This window comes from Serratia montpellierensis (assembly GCF_020858655.1).
Lineage (GTDB): Bacteria > Pseudomonadota > Gammaproteobacteria > Enterobacterales > Enterobacteriaceae > Serratia > Serratia montpellierensis.
Genome location: NZ_VOSN01000002.1, coordinates 337,103 through 358,092, shown reverse-complemented (window position 1 = coordinate 358,092; position 20,990 = coordinate 337,103). Strand labels below are relative to the sequence as shown.

General features: G+C 59.9%; 21 protein-coding genes and 1 tRNA gene. 4 read left to right on the top strand and 18 right to left on the bottom strand.

What is annotated here, in order from left to right:
* Positions 1-17: 17 nt before the first annotated feature.
* Positions 18-995, bottom strand: a complete 978-nt coding sequence (serB, locus tag FUU19_RS02950; RefSeq protein WP_016929162.1) for a phosphoserine phosphatase — start codon at positions 993-995, stop codon at positions 18-20.
* 110 nt (positions 996-1,105) lie between these two features.
* Here serB and FUU19_RS02945 point away from each other — a divergent pair, with 110 nt between their 5' ends.
* Complete coding sequence (locus tag FUU19_RS02945) at positions 1,106-1,789, top strand: YtjB family periplasmic protein (RefSeq protein ID WP_197833287.1); 684 nt, start codon at positions 1,106-1,108, stop codon at positions 1,787-1,789.
* A 1-nt stretch (position 1,790) separates the two neighbouring features.
* On the opposite strand, the gene yjjJ is transcribed toward FUU19_RS02945, so the two are convergent.
* The 16 genes from yjjJ to FUU19_RS02865 form a co-directional block, all read right to left on the bottom strand.
* A complete protein-coding gene (gene yjjJ, locus FUU19_RS02940; protein WP_230507070.1) occupies positions 1,791-3,134 on the bottom strand; it encodes a type II toxin-antitoxin system HipA family toxin YjjJ in 1,344 nt (447 codons plus the stop codon).
* 137 nt (positions 3,135-3,271) lie between these two features.
* Entirely contained in the window at positions 3,272-4,003 is a 732-nt protein-coding gene (gene deoD / locus FUU19_RS02935; protein WP_141971063.1) for a purine-nucleoside phosphorylase, read from the bottom strand.
* Positions 4,004-4,169: 166 nt separating this feature from the next.
* Positions 4,170-5,393, bottom strand: coding sequence for a phosphopentomutase (gene deoB / locus FUU19_RS02930; RefSeq protein WP_141971065.1), 1,224 nt, complete (start codon positions 5,391-5,393; stop codon positions 4,170-4,172).
* Positions 5,394-5,586: 193 nt separating this feature from the next.
* Positions 5,587-6,912, bottom strand: a complete 1,326-nt coding sequence (gene deoA / locus FUU19_RS02925) for a thymidine phosphorylase (RefSeq protein WP_197769292.1) — start codon at positions 6,910-6,912, stop codon at positions 5,587-5,589.
* Positions 6,913-6,978: 66 nt separating this feature from the next.
* On the bottom strand, positions 6,979-7,758 hold the full coding sequence (gene deoC / locus FUU19_RS02920; RefSeq protein WP_197833285.1) for a deoxyribose-phosphate aldolase: 780 nt from the start codon (positions 7,756-7,758) through the stop codon (positions 6,979-6,981).
* A gap of 370 nt (positions 7,759-8,128) precedes the next feature.
* Complete coding sequence (locus tag FUU19_RS02915; protein ID WP_038630188.1) at positions 8,129-9,406, bottom strand: NupC/NupG family nucleoside CNT transporter; 1,278 nt, start codon at positions 9,404-9,406, stop codon at positions 8,129-8,131.
* A gap of 184 nt (positions 9,407-9,590) precedes the next feature.
* Positions 9,591-10,373 carry a TatD family hydrolase gene (locus FUU19_RS02910; protein WP_230489580.1) on the bottom strand — a complete coding sequence of 261 codons (783 nt, stop codon included), beginning with the start codon at positions 10,371-10,373 and terminating at the stop codon, positions 9,591-9,593.
* The gene (locus FUU19_RS02905; RefSeq protein ID WP_202670069.1) at positions 10,370-11,488 is read right to left on the bottom strand and encodes a patatin-like phospholipase family protein; all 1,119 of its coding nucleotides are present in this window, start codon (positions 11,486-11,488) and stop codon (positions 10,370-10,372) included. Before FUU19_RS02905 ends, FUU19_RS02910 begins: the two co-directional genes overlap by 4 nt.
* Before the next feature lie 10 nt (positions 11,489-11,498).
* Positions 11,499-11,684 (bottom strand): CsbD family protein, encoded by a 186-nt coding sequence (locus FUU19_RS02900; protein WP_060422311.1) that lies wholly within the window; start codon positions 11,682-11,684, stop codon positions 11,499-11,501.
* 68 nt (positions 11,685-11,752) lie between these two features.
* Positions 11,753-11,914, bottom strand: coding sequence for a DUF1328 domain-containing protein (locus FUU19_RS02895; RefSeq protein WP_004857650.1), 162 nt, complete (start codon positions 11,912-11,914; stop codon positions 11,753-11,755).
* 161 nt (positions 11,915-12,075) lie between these two features.
* Positions 12,076-12,690 (bottom strand): molecular chaperone OsmY, encoded by a 615-nt coding sequence (osmY, locus tag FUU19_RS02890; protein WP_141971074.1) that lies wholly within the window; start codon positions 12,688-12,690, stop codon positions 12,076-12,078.
* 517 nt (positions 12,691-13,207) lie between these two features.
* Positions 13,208-14,797, bottom strand: coding sequence for a peptide chain release factor 3 (prfC, locus tag FUU19_RS02885; RefSeq protein WP_141971076.1), 1,590 nt, complete (start codon positions 14,795-14,797; stop codon positions 13,208-13,210).
* 146 nt (positions 14,798-14,943) lie between these two features.
* Positions 14,944-16,209, bottom strand: coding sequence for a type II toxin-antitoxin system HipA family toxin (locus FUU19_RS02880; protein ID WP_230489579.1), 1,266 nt, complete (start codon positions 16,207-16,209; stop codon positions 14,944-14,946).
* Between the two features lie 3 nt (positions 16,210-16,212).
* Complete coding sequence (locus FUU19_RS02875) at positions 16,213-16,518, bottom strand: helix-turn-helix domain-containing protein (protein ID WP_185742328.1); 306 nt, start codon at positions 16,516-16,518, stop codon at positions 16,213-16,215.
* 154 nt (positions 16,519-16,672) lie between these two features.
* Complete coding sequence (rimI, locus tag FUU19_RS02870; RefSeq protein WP_202670072.1) at positions 16,673-17,116, bottom strand: ribosomal protein S18-alanine N-acetyltransferase; 444 nt, start codon at positions 17,114-17,116, stop codon at positions 16,673-16,675.
* Positions 17,061-17,498, bottom strand: coding sequence for a DNA polymerase III subunit psi (locus FUU19_RS02865; RefSeq protein WP_141971082.1), 438 nt, complete (start codon positions 17,496-17,498; stop codon positions 17,061-17,063). Before FUU19_RS02865 ends, rimI begins: the two co-directional genes overlap by 56 nt.
* Positions 17,499-17,644: 146 nt before the next feature.
* Between FUU19_RS02865 and rsmC the strand changes: the two genes are divergently transcribed.
* On the top strand, positions 17,645-18,685 hold the full coding sequence (gene rsmC, locus FUU19_RS02860) for a 16S rRNA (guanine(1207)-N(2))-methyltransferase RsmC (protein ID WP_230489578.1): 1,041 nt from the start codon (positions 17,645-17,647) through the stop codon (positions 18,683-18,685).
* A gap of 50 nt (positions 18,686-18,735) precedes the next feature.
* On the opposite strand, the gene FUU19_RS02855 is transcribed toward rsmC, so the two are convergent.
* Positions 18,736-19,728, bottom strand: coding sequence for an aldo/keto reductase (locus FUU19_RS02855; RefSeq protein WP_230489577.1), 993 nt, complete (start codon positions 19,726-19,728; stop codon positions 18,736-18,738).
* Positions 19,729-19,846: 118 nt separating this feature from the next.
* On the opposite strand from FUU19_RS02855, the gene FUU19_RS02850 reads away from it, so the two are divergent.
* Together FUU19_RS02850 and FUU19_RS02845 are read left to right on the top strand one after the other, a co-directional pair.
* Positions 19,847-20,791 (top strand): LysR family transcriptional regulator, encoded by a 945-nt coding sequence (locus tag FUU19_RS02850; RefSeq protein WP_230489576.1) that lies wholly within the window; start codon positions 19,847-19,849, stop codon positions 20,789-20,791.
* A 72-nt stretch (positions 20,792-20,863) separates the two neighbouring features.
* Positions 20,864-20,950 (top strand) — tRNA-Leu (locus FUU19_RS02845).
* Positions 20,951-20,990 lie beyond the last annotated feature (40 nt).

Genomic DNA, 20,990 nt, shown 5'->3' with positions numbered 1-20,990 from the left:
CTTACCTCAATCTTTCGTTATCGCACTTCGTGTTTCAGGCTGCCGGTGAGAATACACAGCACGCCCATCAGATCCGCATGCCGGATCGCCACCTGCGCTTTTTCATACACTTTCGGCTTGGCGTGGTAGGCGATGCCCAACCCCGCCGCCTGCATCATTTTCAAATCGTTGGCGCCGTCGCCGATGGCCACGGTCTGCGCCAGCGGGATCTCCAGCTTCTCCGCCAGCCGCAGCAGCGTATCGGCTTTGAACTGCGCGTCCACCACCGGCCCCAGCACTTCGCCGGTCAGCTTGCCGTCGCGGATCTCCAGCTCATTGGCTGCCGCCGCCACCAGCCGCAGCCGGTTGCGCAGGTATTCGGCGTAGTAGGTGAAACCGCCGGAGGCGATCGCCACATGCCAACCCATCGCCTGCAGCTTGCCCACCAGGCTGGTCAGCCCCGGCATCAGCGGCAGCTCGTCGCGCACCTGCTTGAGGATGTTGGCGTCGGCCCCTTTCAGCGTGCCGACGCGCTGGCGCAGGCTGGCGGTAAAGTCCAGTTCGCCGCGCATCGCGCGTTCGGTGACTTCCGCCACCTGTTCGCCGACGCCCGCCAGCTTGGCGATCTCATCGATGCACTCGATCTCGATCGCCGTCGAATCCATGTCCATCACCAGCAGCCCCGGCGTGCGCAGGTGCGGGATCTTGCCGAGCGGCGCCACGTCCAGTCCGCTCTCCGCCGCCAGCAGCTTGGCGCGCGGCGTCAACGTGCCCGCCAGGCGCACCACCTGATAGTCGTCCACGCCCCAGGCGGTGACGATCACCATCGCCGCGCCCAGCTTGCGTTGGAATTGCGTAATGCGCGCCTTGTCCAGCTTCCTGCCATATAACAGCCACCCGGTATTGCCCGCCCGGTAGTCCAGCGGCATCACTTCGTCGCCGCTGAGCGAAAGGGGAAGACCCGGCCATTGAGAGATCTCCGCCGGAAGATCGCAATAGGTCAGACTGTTTGACATCATTGACTCCTGAATGGACAAAAACGCTGCATGATAAAACGACGCATCAAGCTATCCTATCGCCAGCGGTTCTGGCAACATAAAGTGTCCCCGATGCCCAAGGAACCTGCATGGCTCGCGCTAAACTGAAATTTCGCCTGCACCGCACCGCTATTATCCTGATTTGCCTGGCTTTGCTGGTGCTGCTGATGCAGGGCGCCTCTTATTTTAGCCTGAGTCACCAAATGGCGCGATCCGAGCAGGTTGAAGAGCTGGCGCAGACGCTGACCAAACAGGTCGCCTACAGCCTGGCGCCGCTGCTGGACGACGACGGCAACACCCCGCGCATCGACGCCATCCTCAAGCAGCTCACCGATCACAGCCGCATTCTCGACGTCAGCGTGTATCAGCAGGATGGCACGCTGGTCTCCCACGCCGGGGAACAGATAAGTATACGCGATCGCCTGTCGCTCGACGGCAAGCGCGCCGGCAGCTATTTCAACCATCAGTTGGTCGAATCCATTCAGGGCAAAGACGGCCCGATCGGCTTTATCCGCATCACCCTCGACACCCACGTGCTGGCGACCGAATCCAAGCAGGTGGACAACACCACCAACCTGCTGCGCCTGATGATCCTGCTGGCGCTGGCGATCGGCATCATTCTGGCGCGCACCCTGCTGCAACACCGCCGCAGCCGCTGGCAGCAGTCGCCGTACCTGTTGACCGCCAACACGCCCTTGGCAGAAGGCAATACGGTGGAAGATGACGAAGAGGATGCGCCGGAGAAAAAACAGGAAGCGCCGAAGAAGGAGTAACTCAGGCCAGGCGCTGAATGCGCTCGTGCAGCTTCTGCAGTTGCACCAACATTTGCTCGGCAATCGCCCGGAACGCCTCGCTGATGTCGTCATGTTGCGCCGTTTGCCGCCAGAACTCGAGAGCCAATCGCTCCGCTTGCCGCCAGACGGCGCCGCTCACCTCGTTGCTCAAACGGATCTCCACCGCGTCGTGGCGCAGATTACCGCTGCTTGCCGGGGCAAAAGCCATCGGCAACATATCATACAAAGGCGCCAACATGACCGGCCGCTGGGTTATCCGCAAGAACGACAGGTTGCCTTGGTGCATATCGCTATTGGCGATCAACCGGCCAAAGGCCCAATACAGGGCAATCCGTTGGTAGGCAGAGTGATTGATCACCCCTTGCTGTAATAGCCTCTCGGCGGCCACGACCCAGTTGGCATGGCCGCTGCCGCTGAACTCGGCATCCAACGCCTCCAGCGACACCATCGCTACCCGCCCTTCTTCAGCGATGCGATCAAAGCGCTCAATCTCTAAAAAGCATTGCCGGTCGGCACCGAACAGGATTTGCGCCGATGCGGCAGGCAATCCCGCAGCGGCGACCGTCTGCAACGCCAGCGACTCGGCGATCAGCAAATCGCTCCAGCGCTGTGCAATGACATGCGTCGGCGCCAGGCTGAACTTCACCAAAACATGCGCGCGGCGCCCAGACGCCAGCTCAGCATAGGCGGCAAATTTGGGCTGCTCGCCACCGGCGGAAGAGCCCACCAGTTCCCCGGCCAGCGCCTGGACAGACAATGCGGCGTAACGCTCGGCTTTATCTTCCACCGTGATGGCGAGGGCAGTATCCCGCATTAACCAGCGCTGATAGCTATCGGCACCAGGCAGCAGATCGCCGGTCATGTCTTCGCCATAACGGCAGAGCGCCAACAAGCGTTGGCCTTCATCCCATCGCCGCACATCCTCCGGCAAATTCAACTCGCGCGCCGCTGCTTTTCCCCAGGCTCGCCCGAGAAAGCCAATCGGCCGCAGGTCGTTCAAATACCATGGCATACCATCATAGAGCTGCCACTCTCCGCTGCGCTCATCGCACACCGCACAGTTATCGGCAGGATACAGCGGGCAAAGCGTGGCAAACAGGTGCGCCTTACCCCGTTCATCAACCCGATACATCGGAAACTGCCTCTCACCGCCGATCCCGCGCCGCAATACATAGCGCGTCGCCTTACCTTTACCAAGGATCAATACCGCGCCCGCCAGTTCGCGGATACGGCGCGATAGCGTCGGCTGGCTGATGCCTAACGCTTCTGTCAGTTGACGAGCCGTAGCCGGCCCATGGCGCAAAACTTGTTCAACGGTGATCATCAGATGAATAGATTGGTGAATAGATTGATAGAGGAAGTAATAGCGTTAAACGGCAGAAAGGTAAAGCGTTAGCCAAAACTGGCCAAGCGGAATGAATAGATTGACGGGCGGGCGCCATGATGACGCCCGCCGGGGTATTACGCTTTGTCGCCCAGCAGCACGGATTCCAGCGCGATAACGATCATTTCGTTAAAGGTGGTCTGGCGTTCCGCCGCCGTGGTCGCTTCGTGACGCAGGATGTGGTCGGACACGGTGCAGATGGTCAGCGCCTTGCAGCCGAACTCTTCGTACAGCTCCGCCGCCACGCCGTAGATGCCGGCCGCTTCCATTTCCACGCCCAGGATGCCGTACTTCTTCATCACCTGGAACATGTCCGGATCCGGGGTGTAGAACAGATCGGCGGAGAAGATGTTGCCCACGCGCGCCGGGATGCCCTGCGCCGCCGCCGCGTCGACCGCGTTGCGCACCATGTCGAAGTCGGCGATTGCCGCGAAGTCGTTGTCCTTGAAGCGCAGGCGGTTCACCTTGGAGTCGGTGCACGCGCCCATGCCGATCACCACGTCACGCAGTTTGATATCGTCACGCACCGCGCCGCAGGAACCGACGCGAATGATCTTCTTCACGCCGAATTCGGCAATCAGCTCGCGCGCATAGATGGAGCAGGACGGGATGCCCATGCCGTGGCCCATTACGGAGATGCGACGGCCTTTGTAGGTGCCGGTGAAGCCCAACATGCCGCGCACGTTGTTCACTTCCACCGCGCCTTCCAGGAAGGTTTCGGCGATGTATTTTGCACGCAGCGGATCGCCCGGCATCAGTACTACGTCAGCGAAATCACCCATCTCAGCATTAATGTGCGGCGTAGCCATAATTTTCTTCCTTTAGAAATCTTATTTAATAAAAACGTCAAACATCTAAGCCTTGAATGTCGAGTTGCAGCCAGGCAGCTAGCGGGTGAATCCCCAGGAGCTTACTTGAGTAAGTGACTGGGGTTCACGCGTGAAGCTAACAACGCTGCGGCTTGAAAGACAGGGCTTAGAACAGGGTCTTACCGTAATCCATCGGCGACAGGCCAAAGTAATTGGCGACGGTCTGGCCGATGTCGGCGAAAGTCTCGCGGTGGCCCAGCGAGCCCGGCTTCACTTTCGGGCCGTAAACCAGCACCGGGATGTGCTCGCGGGTATGGTCGGTGCCCGGCCAGGTCGGGTCGCAGCCGTGGTCGGCGGTGAAGATGATGATGTCTTCGTCTTTCACCAGCTTCAGCAGCTCCGGCAGGCGGCGATCGAACAGCTCCAGCGCGGCGGCGTAGCCGGCCACGTCACGGCGGTGACCATAGGAGGAGTCGAAGTCCACGAAGTTGGTGAACACAATGGTGTTGTCGCCGGCCTTTTCCATTTCAATCAGGGTCGCGTCGAACAGCGCATCGATACCGGTCGCCTTCACCTTCTTGGTGATGCCGACGTTGGCGTAGATGTCGGCGATTTTACCGATCGACACCACTTCGCCGCCCTTCTCGTCCACCAGCTTTTTCAGCACGGTCGGCGCCGGCGGCTCTACCGCCAGATCGTGACGGTTGCCGGTGCGCTGGAAGTTGCCCGGCTTATCGCCGACGAACGGACGCGCAATCACGCGACCGATGTTGTAACCGCCTTCGGTCAGCTCTTCACGTGCGATTTCGCACAGCTCATACAGGCGATCCAGGCCGAAGGTTTCTTCATGGCAGGCGATCTGGAACACCGAGTCGGCGGAGGTGTAGAAAATCGGCTTGCCGGTTTTCATGTGCTCTTCACCCAACTGATCGAGGATCACGGTGCCGGACGAGTGGCAGTTGCCCAGGTAACCCGGCAGCTTGGCGCGCTCGACCAGCTTGTCCAGCAGCGCCTGCGGGAAGCTGTTGTGCTCTTCCGTGAAGTAGCCCCAGTCGAACAGCACCGGCACGCCGGCGATTTCCCAGTGGCCCGACGGCGTGTCTTTACCGGAAGAGAGCTCGCTGGCGTAAGCGTAAGCGCCGATGATGTCTGCATTGCGATCCAGCCCCTGCGGGAAGTTGCCGGTGGACTCTTCCGCCGCTTTGCCGAGGCCCAGACGGCTCAGGTTAGGCAGCGTCAGCGGGCCCTGGCGGCCCACGTTGGCCTCACCGCGCGCGCAAACTTCGGCAATGTGGCCCAGGGTGTCGGAACCCTGGTCGCCAAAACGTTCGGCGTCTTCGCTGGCACCGATACCGAAGGAGTCCAATACCATAATAAATGTACGTTTCATTTGTGCTCTCCTGCGTGTTCTCACGCTATTGCGACCGCAAAACTGCAATCGCCCTTATTCTCTAAATTTATACCCAATGGATTTCAAATTGTAGCTAGGCGGCTAGTGCGTGTATCCCCAGGAGCTTACTCAAGTAAGTGACTGGGGTGCACGCGTGCAGCCAACAACGCTACGGCTTGAAAGACGAGGGTCATCACGCTTGAGTGATGCGCTTATACACCACCGGCGTCGCTTCCGGCGCCTTGTCGCTCAGCGTCATTGCGCTGCGCACCGCATCGGCCGCCAGCTGCCAGCTCTCTTCATCGTTGGCGTGGATCATCGCCAGCGGTTGCTGGGTATCCACCTTATCGCCCAGGCGCGCCACCTCGGTCAGGCCAACGCTGTAATCGATGGTGTCGCTCGCCCGGCGGCGGCCGCCGCCCAGCGAAACCACCGCCATGCCCAGCGCGCGGGTATCCATAGCGCTGATGATGCCCGGGGTTTCAGCATACACCGGCTTGCTCAGCGTTGCCGCCGGCAGATAGCTATCGTAGCGTTCGACGAAGTCTATCGGCCCTTGCTGCGCCGCCACCATGCGGCCAAACACCTCCGCCGCCTTGCCGTTGTCCAGCACCGCCTGCAGTTTGGCGCGCGCGTCGGCCTCGTCTTGCGCCAGGCCGCCGGACAGCAGCATCTCCACGCACAGCGCCAGCGTCACTTCCAGCAAGCGCGGGTTGCGGTATTCGCCGGTCAGGAAGCGCACCGCTTCGCGCACTTCCACCGCGTTGCCGGCGCTGGAGGCCAGCACCTGGTTCATGTCGGTCAGCAGCGCGGTGGTCTTGCAGCCCGCGCCGTTGGCCACGCCGACGATCGCCTGCGCCAAATCTTGCGACAGGGCATAGGTCGGCATAAAGGCGCCGGAGCCAACCTTCACGTCCATCACCAGCGCATCCAGCCCTTCCGCCAGCTTCTTGGCCAGAATAGAGGCGGTGATCAGCGGGATCGAATCCACGGTGGCGGTGATGTCGCGGGTGGCGTAGAAACGTTTGTCCGCCGGCGCCAGCGAGCTGGTCTGGCCGATGATCGCCACGCCGACGTCCTGAATGATTTTGCGGAAGGCGTTATCGTCCGGGAAAATATTGAAGCCCGGAATGGCTTCCAGCTTGTCCAACGTACCGCCGGTATGCCCCAGGCCGCGGCCGGAGATCATCGGCACATAGCCGCCGCAGGCCGCCACCATCGGGCCAAGCATCAGCGAGGTCACGTCGCCCACGCCGCCGGTCGAATGTTTGTCGACGATCGGGCCGTTCAGCGCCAGACTCTTCCAGTCCAGCACGGTGCCGGAATCGCGCATCGCCATGGTGAGCGCCACGCGCTCCGGCATGCTCATGTCATGGAAATAAATGGTCATCGCCAGCGCGGCGATCTGCCCTTCCGACACCACGTTGTCGCGAATGCCGTTGATGAAAAAGCGGATTTCCGCTTCGCTTAACGGCTGGCCGTCGCGTTTCTTACGAATAATTTCTTGAGCCAGGAACAAGGCATCCCCCTGTGTCGCCGAGAGTCGGTGCAGACGGGCGCGCCTGGCGCCCGCCAACGAAATCGATCAGTAGCCGCCGCCGGCGGTCTGGGTCTGGTGGCCCAGCGTGGTCAGCAAGCTGGCCAACAGGCTGGAAGCGCCAAAGCGGAAATGCCGCGCGTCGGCCCAGCCTTCGCCCAGAATACGATCGGCAAGTTGCAGATAATGCAGCGCGTCTTCCGCAGTGCGCACGCCGCCGGCCGGCTTGAAGCCCACCGTCTTCGCCACGCCCATATCGCGGATCACCGACATCATCAGCTCGGCGCTCTCCAAGGTGGCGTTGACCGGCACCTTGCCGGTGGAGGTCTTGATAAAGTCCGCACCAGCCTTGATGGCGATCTCGGACGCTTTGCGGATCAGGTCGGCCTGCTTCAGCTCACCGGTTTCGATAATCACTTTCAGCAGCACGTTGGCCGCCTGACAAGCCTGCTTGCACTGTTTCACCAGTTCGAAGCCGATCTGTTCGTTGCCGGCGATCAGCGCGCGGTAAGGGAACACCACGTCCACTTCATCCGCACCATAGGCGATGGCCGCGCGGGTTTCCGCCAGCGCGATGTCGATATCGTCGTTGCCATGCGGGAAGTTGGTCACGGTGGCGATACGGATGTCCGGCGTGCCTTGCTCACGCAACGCCTTGCGCGCTACCGGGATAAAACGCGGATAGATGCAGATGGCCGCCGTGTGGCCGGCCGGGCTGTTGGCCTGACGACAGAGGGCGATCACTTTCTCGTCGGTGTCATCATCATTCAGCGTGGTTAAATCCATCAGGTTCAGCGCACGTTGCGCTGCTGCGGTTAATTCGGTCATAAAACTCTCCAACTGAGTACCTGGGTGTTGGCGAGCGGACTTGGTTCCATGAAGATAGCGCTGGGGAACGCCGTTCCCGCGGCGGCAACTGAGATCCTTCTCACCGCACATGGCCACCCGCCTTGCGGCCGGCCAGTAATAGCTATTTGAACACGAATGCCGAGGGCGATTCGCGTTCATCATCACACTATATGAAATAGCACTGTAACAGACCGGAATTATATGTGAAGAGCATCACAAAATAACGCGATATCGTTCACAAATTCGCTAAAGAAGCGGCTGAAGATCGCGGGTGCGGCAAGCACCCGCGTTGCTTAGAGTATAGGCAGAGTCCCGCGATCGGTCGCGCCGTCGCGGGCTCAGGGATGGCTTACAGCGCCAGGAAGAAACCGGCGATGGTGGCGCTCATCAGGTTGGACAGCGTGCCCGCCGCCACGGCCTTCAGACCGAAGCGCGCGATGTCATGGCGACGGTTGGGCGCCATGCTCCCCAAACCGCCCAGCAGGATCGCCACCGAAGAGAGGTTGGCGAAGCCGCACAGCGCAAAGGAGATGATCGCCTTGGTGTGCGTCGACAGCACCTGCAGGCCTTCCGCCGCCACCACGTCGTCCGGGCGCAGATAGGCGCCGAAGTTCATGTAGGCGACGAACTCGTTGACGATGATCTTCTGGCCGATAAACGAACCGGCGGTCATCGCTTCGCTCCACGGCACGCCGATCAGGAAGGCGATCGGTGAGAACACCCAACCGAGGATCAGTTCAAGCGACAGCTGCGGATAATCGAACCAGCCGCCGATACCGCCGAGAATGCCGTTAAGCAAGGCGATCAGCGCGATAAACGCCAACAGCATCGCACCGACGTTCAGCGCCAGCTGCATGCCGGAGGCTGCCCCGGAAGCCGCCGCGTCGATCACGTTGGCCGGACGCTCTTCTTCGGCGATCAGTTTCATCGCATCGTCTTTATCGTGGGTCTGCTCGGTTTCCGGCACCATCAGCTTGGCGAACAGCAGCCCGCCCGGCGCGGCCATGAAGGACGCGGCGATCAGGTATTCCAGCGGCACGCCCATCTGCGCGTACCCCGCCAATACCGAACCGGCTACCGAGGCCAGGCCGCCGCACATCACGGCGAACAATTCTGACTGGCTCATGGTGGCGATATACGGGCGCACCACCAGCGGCGCTTCGGTCTGGCCAACGAAAATGTTGGCGGTCGCCGACAGCGATTCGGTGCGCGAGGTGCCCAGCAGCTTGTGCAAGCCGCCACCCAGAACGCGGATCACCAATTGCATGATGCCGAGGTAGTACAGCACCGCAATCAGCGAGGAGAAGAACACGATCACCGGCAGAACGCGCAGCGCGAACACGAAGCCGCCGCCGCCGAACACCTCGAACATCTTGTCGGACACCAGCCCGCCAAAAATGAACGAAATGCCCTGATTGCCGTAGGCGATAACGTTTGCCACACCGTTAGACATACTGCCGAGGATGCTGCGGCCCAGCGGCACATACAGTACCAGCGCGCCGATGCCGATCTGAATGATGAACGCCCACACGACGGTGCGCAGTTTGATGGCCCGGCGGTTGCTGGAGAGCAGCACCGCAATGGCGATCAGCACCGCCATGCCGACCAGACTCATGATGAGTTGCATGCAAAGTTTCCCTGTTGCAAAAAATAAAGTACATCCCTGCTCATGAAGAGAGGTCTGCTATTGGAGTGTTTCGGGGGGGATTATACTGAGCGAGGTCACCCTCGCACCGATTTATGTCACAAATGTATACAACGAGACGCAAATGAAAATCTTATAACGTGACGTAAGTCACGTTATGTTGACCTCAATTTGGCATGGCGAACAGCGTTTGGGTATTGCGTTGCAGGTGGGCGGCGATCTCGTCGGCCGGTTCCGGCCGCAGTTCACACAGCGTTTGAAACACCTCGGCGGCGCGTTCGGGGCGATTCGGCTGCCCCTGATAGCCGGCCAGCGGCATGTCCGGCGCATCGGTCTCCAGCAGCAGCGCCTCGAGCGGCAACTGCGCCATCACGCCGCGCGTTTTCTGCGCCCGCTCATAGGTGATGGTGCCGCCCACGCCGATGTAATAGCCGAGGCGGATAAAGGCCTGCGCCTGCGACAGGCTGCCGGCGAAGCCGTGCACCACGCCGCGACGCGGCAGCTGCATGCGCCGCAGCGCCGCGGCCAGCTGATCGTGGGTGCGGCGCGAATGCAGGATCACCGGCAGGTCATGCCGTTTCGCCAGCTTCAGCTGGGCCAGCAGCACGCTTTGCTGGCGCTCGAACTGTGGGTTGTCCATATACAGATCGAGCCCGATCTCCCCCACCGCCACCAGCTTGTGCGGCCGTTCGGCCAACAGCGCCGCCAGCTGTTCCAGCTGCGGCTCATGATGCTGCGCGATATACAGCGGGTGCAGACCCAGCGCGGCGAACAGCGGCGCGTGATCCTGCGCCAGCCGCAGCACCCGGGCGAAGTGATCGGCGGTGACCGTCGGGACGATGATGCGCTGTACGCCGGCGCTTGCCGCCCGCGTCAGGCTCTCGGCCTCATGCCCGGTAAAAGGTGGAAAATCGAAATGGCAGTGAGTATCGGTAAAGGCGTAACTCACAGCGCGCCCCCTTCACCCGGCGGCAAATCGCCCGGCAGAATGATCTTCGGCGCCGCCACCGCGGCCTCCGGCTGCGCACCCAGCTCGGGCGGCATGGCGATATCGGTCACGATCGGCGAAGGCATTCTGACGTTCTCCGGCTGGATCAGACGGCGCGACAGCGCTTTTTTCACCTTCATGCCGTCCGGCTCCGGCTGCGCCATCCACTGGCCGACGGTGGCCAGGAAGTAGCGGCCGCAGCGGCGTCCCAGGTGATAATCCTGATTGAGCGACCCCAGTCGGCTGCCCAGCGCATTGCTGGCCAGCGGCTTCGGCGGAAAGATTTCGAAGATCCGCAGCTTGCCCGGCGGCTTCTCGATAAAGCGCTGGATGCGGTGATAGCTTTGCTCGTGATGCTGCAGGATGCGCACCATCTGCTGCAGGCTGCTGTCGCTCAGCCAGTGCTCCATGCGCTTCATCCACTGCGGGGTGTAGTACATCTGCGAAGGCACGGTGCGGATCACCACGATGGTGTCGGCGCCACGGCGATAGGCCTCTTCCACCGGAATAGCATCGCTGATGCCGCCGTCCTGATAGCTGACGCCGTCCAACTCTACGCCCTGGCGATAAAAACCGGGAATGGCGCTGGACGCTTTAATGGCCGGCAGCCAGCGTTCGCGCTGCGCCGGCAGATAGGTCGGCTCAAAGTCATCGCTGCGGCAGGCGCACAGCAGGAATTCTCGCCCGTCGGTAAAGTGCTGTTCCGCCACGTCCATCGCCAGCGGCATCTGCGCCGCTGCCGTATCGACCAACCAATCGAGATCGATGAGATGCCCGCCGCGCACAAAGCGCAGCGGATTGAAGAATTGGGCAGAAGTGGTGTAACGGGTGATCACCCGACGTGCGTAACCCACCTGCCCGCAGATATAGGCGGACAGATTCTGGGCACCGGCCGACGTGCCGATCAGCAGATCGAAAGGGTTAAAGCCCGCACGCTGAAACTCGTCCAGCACGCCGGCGGTGAAAATGCCGCGCTGGCCGCCACCTTCGCAGACCAGCGCCATCTTGCCTGGCCGAAAGGGTTTAGACGACAGCGGTTCTATATTGCCGAGCGTGATGGGTATTCTGTATCCCAACTTGGCATCCTCAGTGAGACGTTTTCTCCGAGGATACCGCGTCTCGCTCTCTTCCGTAATCCTCTTGCAGTACGCCGGCGAGGAAATCATTGCTGCCGGCCAGCCAGGCATAATCGCTGCCGGACCATTCTGCCCACGCCTGCCATACCTGGCCTTTCAGCTGTTTCCAGCGCCCGACGATGATGTCGCTGTTCATGGCCGGCCCTCCCCGACGTGAGAAAAGGAGTTAAGCTTTGTTACAGTTTACGGGAAAATGCCTGCCGGCTAAGGGCGCCGGCGGCCGGTGAACAGGCTGACCAGGAACAGGATGATGCCGACAACGAACACGATTTTAGCCGCCCAGGCAGCGGTGCCCGCCAACGAACCGAACCCCAGCGCCGCAGCGATAAGCGCGATGACTAAAAAGATAATGCCCCAACGAAACATAAGCTTCTCCTTACCATTGTGAAAAAATTCGCTGCCATCTACCACCCCAACAACGGGACGTCGACGGCAAATCAGTTTCTTTTTTTGGTGTTACATGCCGGGCCGCCTTCACGGCCCGACAGATGCGGCTTGTTGTTGCTTGTTACGGGCGCCTGGCGGAATTACTGCTTGACCACCAGGTCGTTTTTCACGCTTTTCACGCCGTCGATGGCCTTGGCGATGCTTTCGGCACGTTCAGACTGCGCCTGCGTTTTCACCTCACCGGAAAGCTGCACCACACCATCGGTGGTTTCCACTTTCACATTGCGCGACGGCACGATGTCATCGGCCAGCAGCTTGGCTTTCAGCTCGCTGGTGGTGGCGGTGTCGCCTGCATACGATTTGATCGATTGGTTGGCTTCATCTTTCACATGCAGCTTGTCGCTGACGGTCTTGACGCCTTCCACCTTACCGGCGACCGCGACCGCATGCTCCGCCTGCGCCTGGCTGCCGACGAACCCGCTCAGGGTCACGGTGCCTTTTTCGGTTTTCACCGAAATGTCAGTGCTTTTGATGCTCTTATCGTCCACCAACGCACTTTTAACTTTAGCCGTTATCGCGCTGTCATCCATGTAACCGTCAACTTTTTTCATGGAGCTATCGATTTTGGCACCGGCACTATCCGCGGCGTTAGACGCCTTGTTGAGCAGGCTGTCTTCGGCCAGCGCACTGCCGCTTACCAAAACAGAACCCAATACGACAGCCATCAGCGAGTGTGCAAATTTGGTCTTTTTCATCGATCTCTTCCTTTTGTTGGGGGCCCGCAGCGCCAGAGCGCCGGAACCCTGCGGCCACCTTCACGCGGCCTTCTCGGTAAATACTTCATCATCGCTATACGATTAAGCGTTCACGACAGGAGTATTGCAACGGCCGTGCCAACTCAAAAAACACTTTAAAAATCAAAGAAAAAAATCCAGAAGTCGGATTTTTAGCCAAAAAACTGTCGTCTATTGGCGACAGGCTAAGTTACACAAAACTGAAATATAGCTATCTCATTGATATTTAAAGATACTGACTGTCTCCTATCGGCAACACATCAGAATAACTCACCAAACAAGCAACGTATTACAGTGATTTACTCTCAAGCAATGTGCGGACATCTCGTTAAAGATAGACCATCAGACGGAAAACGCAGGCCGAACGAACATCGCCTGGCGATAACGGTTTGCAGGATAAAATATGAGGAAGATTTATTAATTATCGCAGTGAGGATAGGAGAAGCATGCAGGGCGCACTGGGCGCCCTGCAGAATTATCAGTGTTCGCGGGTTTTGCGGAAGGTCACGTCAGGATAGCGTTCCTGCGTCAGGTTGAGGTTCACCATGGTCGGCGCGATGTAGGACAGGTTGTCCCCCCCGTCCAGTGCCAGGTTGAGCTCGTTCTTGCGCTTGAACTCTTCGAACTTCTTCACATCGCCGCACTCGACCCAACGCGCGGTCGACACGTTGACCGACTCGTACAACGCTTCCACGTTGTACTCGCTCTTCAACCGCGCCACCACCACGTCGAACTGCAGCACACCGACTGCGCCGACGATCAGATCGTTGTTGGCAATCGGGCGGAACACCTGCACCGCGCCCTCTTCGGACAGCTGTACCAGCCCCTTCAGCAGCTGTTTCTGCTTCAGCGGATCGCGCAGGCGAATGCGGCGGAACAGTTCCGGCGCGAAGTTCGGGATGCCGGTGAACTTCATGTCTTCACCCTGGGTGAAGGTATCGCCGATCTGAATGGTGCCGTGGTTGTGCAGGCCGATGATGTCGCCCGGGTAGGCTTCTTCCACGTGCGAACGGTCGCCGGCCATAAAGGTCAGCGCGTCGGAGATCACCACGTCTTTGCCGGTGCGCACCTGGCGCAGCTTCATGCCCTTCTCGTAGCGGCCGGACACCACGCGCATAAAGGCCACGCGGTCGCGGTGTTTCGGATCCATGTTGGCCTGGATCTTGAACACGAAGCCGGTGAATTTCTCTTCCGCCGCCGTCACTTCACGGGTGTCGGTTTTACGCGGCATCGGCGCCGGCGCCCAGGCCACCAGGCCGTCCAGCATGTGATCCACGCCGAAGTTACCGAGTGCGGTACCGAAGAACACCGGGGTCAGCTCGCCGCTCAGGAAGGCCTCCTGATCGAACTCGTGGGAAGCGCCCTGCACCAGCTCCAGCTCATCGCGCAGCTGCGCCGCCAGATCTTCACCCACCGCCGCATCCAGCTCCGGGTTGTTCAGGCCTTTGACGATGCGCACTTCCTGGATGGTGTGGCCTTTACCGGTCTGGTACAGGTAAGTTTCATCCTTGTACAGGTGGTAAACGCCCTTGAACAGCTTGCCGCAGCCGATCGGCCAGGTGATAGGCGAGCAGGCGATCTTCAGTTCGCGCTCGACTTCATCCATCACTTCCATCGGATCGCGGATGTCGCGGTCCAGTTTGTTCATGAAGGTCAGGATCGGCGTGTCGCGCAGACGGGTAACTTCCATCAGCTTACGGGTACGATCCTCAACGCCCTTGGCGGCGTCGATCACCATCAGACAGCAGTCGACGGCGGTCAGGGTGCGATAAGTATCTTCGGAGAAGTCTTCGTGCCCCGGGGTGTCCAGCAGGTTGACCAGGCTGTCGCGGTACGGGAACTGCATCACGGAGGTGGTGATCGAGATCCCACGCTGCTTTTCCATTTCCATCCAGTCGGATTTGGCGTGCTGGCTGGAGCCACGGCCTTTTACCGTACCGGCAGTCTGGATCGCCTGTCCGAACAGCAGCACTTTTTCGGTAATGGTGGTTTTACCGGCATCGGGGTGCGAGATGATGGCGAAAGTTCTTCTTTTGGAGACTTCGCGGGCAAATTCACTAGGAGACATGGTTTTCAGGTTCTACGGTTAGTCCGCCCTGCGACATCATCAGAACGCGCCGATCGCGGCGCCGGGCAAAGCGGTGAATAAAAGATAACAGCCGGGCATTTTCGCCGATTTGCCAACCGGTGACAATCAATGGATCCGATTTCCCGCTAACGCAGGCGGAAATCGGGAGACAAAGCGGCCCAATGCCGGCGCAATACCGATTTGTGATCGTCCGCCATCGGCAGCTCTTCCAATAAGGCCGGCCACAAATTTCGCGCCTTGTCGATGGCATCCACCAGGTGCACCCGTATCGCAGACCAGGGAATATCGACCCGCTCAGCCCAGCGCTCGAAGGTTTGCATTGAGATCCTATCCCAGCGCTTTTCCTTCGCCATATTGAGCGCAGCCTCAGACTCACCAGGAATATAAGCCAACGTAGTGACGATGTCATAAGCGGGAGAAAGCCGAATATCAGTCTGGTTTGGATAGAACATGGACCAATTTTTTACGTGCGCATCGCCATTGGCGAGCAAAATATTCGCCAACAGACGGCGCGCCATTTGCTGCACATCCGCTAAAGATTCACTGCCATACTCATAGAGATAAGCCGCTATTTGATCGTAATTTTTGCCGCGGTATTTATCGTGCGCGTAAATCTCGAATATCTGGGCAAAATCTTCTGTATGCACTCGCCCGCTTTCGCTGCGGTCAAAACGACGGATGGCATAAGCATAGGGTTCATCCGCCAAGCGAATATCAGGCAAGTGTTCAAGTCTTGTCAGTTCAACCAGCTCAATATCAGGAATATCCACGCCGATGGCTTGCGCCAAACGCATTGCCGTATATTCATTTTCAGGGAGATGACGATGAACCGTTGAAGGCGTTTTAATGATCCAGCTATCAGCGCCCACCTGAGAAGAAATGTTGAAGCGGCCCTCTTTACGCACAGAGGAAAATTTCATTTGTACCCCTGCCAGAGAAAACTTTTGCGCCTCCATCCCAACATCAATTTGCACGGCTTCCAACTCGCCGCGCGACGTTAACGCCCAGGCGGGTATGTCACTGGCAGCCAGCGGCCGTGCTTCAAGCGCTCCCGGCAAGTTTCCACCGGCCCAGGCAATTAAAGGAAACTCCTCATTCACATGGGCTTTCAATGACTGAGCCACCCAAGCGCGCAGTGCGCCTTCGGGTAACAAGTTGGATAAAACGGGCGGCAGACGCTGCGATGACTGTAAAACTTGCTCAAGATACCCCGCGTGCGCCTTCTGCCTGAGCGTAAACAAAGGACGAACACGCTCCGGCAAAGCGAGGTAGTGTGGATCAAACGTCAGGATGTTTCTGCCGCCGCTGTAATGCGCCAGCACGCCAACACGCACGCCATGCAATATCAAGGCTAATGCCTGTACCGATTCAACCTGTCGCAGCCCTTTCATCAGCTAGTCCTCGAGATCTTTCAGTTTTTTTTCAAAACCCTGCGGCTTACCGACTTCCGGTGCGCTACTCACTTCCTGTTGCAGCAGGCACTCCACATCACGGGCAGACTTTTTTGGCACGATGACATATTCCAAATTCATCGCCGCCAATATGCGTAGCAACGTGCTTACCCGCATATCGCTCCCCGCTTCAATACGCTGATATTGCTGTTGGGTCATGCCAATCTTCATTAAAAAGTCTTTTTGACTCCAACCCAACTCACTGCGTTTTTCTTTCAGCAACGCTGATACTTCGGATAATTTTCTCATCCGCGCCTCCAAACAACGCATTGATTGTCTCACCAGCAATAAACAACAAATTAGTTGTCGAGACAGTGAAAAACAACTTTTTTGATGTAAATTAATGAAGAAACAACTTTTTAGTTGTAAAAGGGAATGCAAACAATAAACAGGATGTTTTAGATTACGCCAGCGGCAGCGCCATCACGATCGCGTCTTCGCGGCCGTGGGCGCTCGGGTAATAATTGCGGCGCACGGTGACCTCGTTGAAACCGAGATCTTCATACAGTGCGATCGCCGCCTGGTTGGAAGCGCGCACCTCCAGCCACAGCGTAACCACGCCGCGGCTCTCCAGCTGTTCGATCACCGCGTTGAGCAGCAGGCGGCCAAAGCCCCGGCGCTGGTACTGCGGATGAATGGCGATGTTGAACAGCGTGGCTTCGTCCAGCACGATCTGCGTGATGGCGAACCCCGCCATCGCCCCGTCGGCGCTCAGCTTCAGGTTAAGGTAGCGATCGCCCTGATTGCTGGCGAAGGTGGTTTCCGACCAGGGAAAAGCGTGGCTGGCTTGCTCAATGGTGAAGGCCGTGGCCAGATCGGCCGCCGTCAGGGTAGAAATCGTGTTCATGATGACAAATCTGCTGCCAGAGGGCGCGTTTGGCCCCCGCGTCTTGGGAAAGCTCGGCCAGCGCCGGGCTGTGTAGCTGCGCGCCGGCGACCGCAAGCGGTTCCGCCACGCCCAGCCGCCAACTGTTGCATGCGGTCTCTTCAGACAGCATCGCCGCCTGTTCCGGTGTCAGGCTGTAAGTTTGCGCCGGCGTCAGCCCCAGGCTGCGCAGCACGTCGCAAAACAGCGGATCGTCGGGTGCGGGCAGCGTCTGCGCCACCACCAGCAGGCGCGCCTCGGGCGGCAGACTGACCGCCACTTCGCCCTGCAACACGCTCGGGCGGCGCAATGTCCACTGCGTAATACCCAGTTGTTGTAACAGCCAGTCGCGTTTTGATGCCATGCCGATTCCTACCCGTTGTGGTGCGCCATGCCTGCCATGCGCCGCGCTATGCTAACAAACCCGCGCAGCCCGCGCCAACAAACCCGTCGAACATATCGCCACAAAGCTCTATAATCCCCGGTCTCATTTCCAGGAGCCAATATCTGATGTCTGCATTAACCCCCGCCAGTGAAGTCATGCTGCGCCACAGTGATGAATTTATCGAACGCCGCGTGCTGTTTGCCGGCGACCTGCAGGACAGCCTGCCGGCCCAATTCGAGGCCGCGGACGTGCGCGTCCACACTCAGCATTACCATCACTGGCAGTTACTGAACCGGACGATGGGCGATAACGTGCAGTTCGGTTTGACCGTCGATCCCGCTTTCGTCGCCGACTGCGACACGCTGGTTTACTACTGGCCGAAGAGCAAGCAGGAAGCGCAATTCCAGCTGTGCAACATCCTGGCACTGTTGCCGGTAGCCGTGGACGTGTTCGTGGTCGGTGAAAACCGCAGCGGCGTGCGCAGCGCCGAGCCAACGCTGGAAGGCCATGCCACGCTGGTGAAAATCGACAGCGCGCGCCGCTGTGGCCTGTATCACGGCCGCCTGGACGCGCAGACCGAATTCGACCTGAACGACTGGTGGGACAGCTATCAGCTGCACGATCTGGAAGTGAAAACGCTGCCGGGCGTGTTCAGCCGCGACGGCCTGGACGTCGGCAGCTCACTGCTGCTGTCGACGCTGGAAAAACACATGAAAGGCAAGGTGCTGGACATCGGCTGCGGCGCCGGCGTGATGGCCTCGGTGATGGCCAAGCTGTCGCCGAAGGTAAAACTGACCCTCAGCGACGTCAACGCCGCCGCGGTGGAGTCCAGCCGCGCGACGCTGGCCGCCAACGGCATCGAAGGCGAAGTGATCGTCAGCAACGTTTACTCCGACATCACCGGCCGTTTCGACATGATCATCTCCAACCCGCCGTTCCACGACGGGCTGCAGACCAGCCTGACCGCCGCCGAGACCCTGATCCGCGGCGCGGTGAAGCACCTGCCGATCGGCGGCCGGCTGCGCATCGTCGCCAACGCCTTCCTGCCGTACCCGGACATTCTGGACGCCACCTTCGGCAGCCACGAAGTGCTGGCGCAGAACGGCCGCTTCAAGGTGTATCAGGCCACCGTCGGCCGCCCGCCGCGCGCGCCGAAGAAGAAATAATTCGCCGTTGGCGGAAAACGACAGAGCGCGGCCTGAGGCCGCGCTTTTTTTTAGCCGTTGATATAGGTCATCGACTCGGCGCCGTAGCGTTCGCCGGCCGCCGCACTCAGTGGGAACACCGCTTCGATCGCCGCCAGTTCGGCCGCGCTCAGCGTTATCTCCGCCGCCGCGACGTTCTCTTCCAGATAGCGACGGCGTTTGGTGCCGGGGATCGGCACGATGTGCGCACCCTGCGCCAACACCCAGGCCAGCGCCAGCTGTGAAGGCTTGACGCCCTTCTGCGCCGCCAGCTCCCCCACCTTCTCCACCAGCGCCAGGTTGCGGGCGAAGTTTTCCCCCTGGAAACGCGGGTTGCCGCGGCGGAAATCGTCCTCGGCCAGATCCTCCGGCCGCCGGATAGCGCCGGTGAGGAAACCGCGCCCTAACGGGCTGTAAGGCACAAAGCCGATCCCCAGTCGCTCACAGGCCGCCAGCACGCCCTGCTCGGCGTCGCGCGTCCACAGCGAATACTCGGTCTGCAGCGCCGTGATCGGATGTACCTTGTGCGCCCGCTCCAGCGTGGCCACCGACGCCTCGCTCAGGCCGATATGGCGGATCTTGCCTTCGCGGATCAGATCCGCCATCGTGCCGATGACGTCTTCGATCGGCACCTGCGGATCGACCCGGTGCTGATAATAAAGATCGATCTCCTCCACGCCCAAGCGCCGCAGGCTGCCCTCGACAGAGCGCCGGATATACTCGGGGCGGCTGCTGACGCCGCGCGCCGAAGGATCCGCCGGATCGCGCAGGATGCCGAACTTGGTGGCCAGGAACACCTGTTGCCGTTTGCCTTTGATCGCTTCCCCCACCAGCTCTTCGTTGGTGTGCGGGCCATACATGTCGGCGGTGTCGAGCAGCGTGACGCCCAGCTCCAGCGCCCGGTGCAGCGTGGCGATGGCTTCTTGCCGATCGGCACCGGTGGAGTAGAAGTCGCTCATGCCCATGCATCCCAGCCCCAGGGCGGAGACGACGGGACCGTGGGAACCCAGTTTACGTTGTTGCATTGTGCTGCCCTCATGCGGTGAATGGATAACGCAGCAAAGTCTGGTTGTTTACGCTACAAAGATAAATAATGCAGATTGCACATCACTGTTCAAAAATCACCAACAATCCGGAGTGGACATGGATCAGGTTCAAGCCATGCGCATTTTTACCCGCATCGTCGAACTGGGCAGCTTCAGTCGGGCGGCCGAACGCCTGCAGCTGCCGCGCGCCACGGTCAGCAACGCGTTAAAACGGCTGGAGCAGCGGCTTGGCGTGCGCCTGCTGATCCGCACCACCCGCCAGGTGCAGGTGACCAGCGAAGGCAGCCTCTACTATCAACGCTGCGTGCAGCTGCTGGGGGCGCTGGAGGAGGCGGACACGCTGTTCAGCCACCATAAGCTGCAGCCGTCCGGCAAGGTGCGCATCGATATGCCCCATTCGCTGGCGCGCCAGATCGTCATTCCGGCATTGGGCGACTTTTACCGGCGTTACCCCGACATCACCCTGGCGCTGGGCGCCAACGACACCCACGTCGATCTGCTGCGAGAAGGCGTTGACTGCGTGCTGCGCGCCTGGGAAACCGAAGACGACAGCCTGGTGGCGCGGCGCATCGTCCAGTTGCCGCAGGTCACCTGCGCTTCCCCCGCTTACCTGCAGGCCTGCGGCACGCCGCTCGACATCGATAGCCTGCAGCCGCATCGCGCGGTGGGGTATTTCTCCCTGGCCAGCAACCGCGATTATCCGCTGGAATTCTGCCGCGGCGGCAAGGTGGAACGGCGCGAACTCCCCGCCCGGCTGAGCGTCAGCGGCGCCGACGCCTACATCGCCGGCGCGCGGGCCGGCATGGGATTGATTCAGGCGGCGCGCTATTCGCTTGCCCCCTGGCTGGAACGGGGCGAACTGGTGGAAGTGTTGGCGGACACGCCGCCCCCGCCGATGCCGATTTACATCATGTATCCGCCCGGCCGTTTCCTGGCGCCACGGGTCAGGGTGTTGATTGATTGGCTGATTTGGCTGTTTGACCAGCAGAAAAACGGCGATATGGCTGTTTTTCCAGCAAACGCCCGCAAAGCGGGGAAATAACTGTTGACGTGTCCGCCAAAATCTCTAGAATTCGCCTCCGTGGTAACGTTACTCCGGTAATGTTTCTGGTACGCGAAGGTGGCGGAATTGGTAGACGCGCTAGCTTCAGGTGTTAGTGTCCTTACGGACGTGAGGGTTCAAGTCCCTCTCTTCGCACCAAGCTGGCGACGTAATATAAATCAAAGCAACAACATCGACT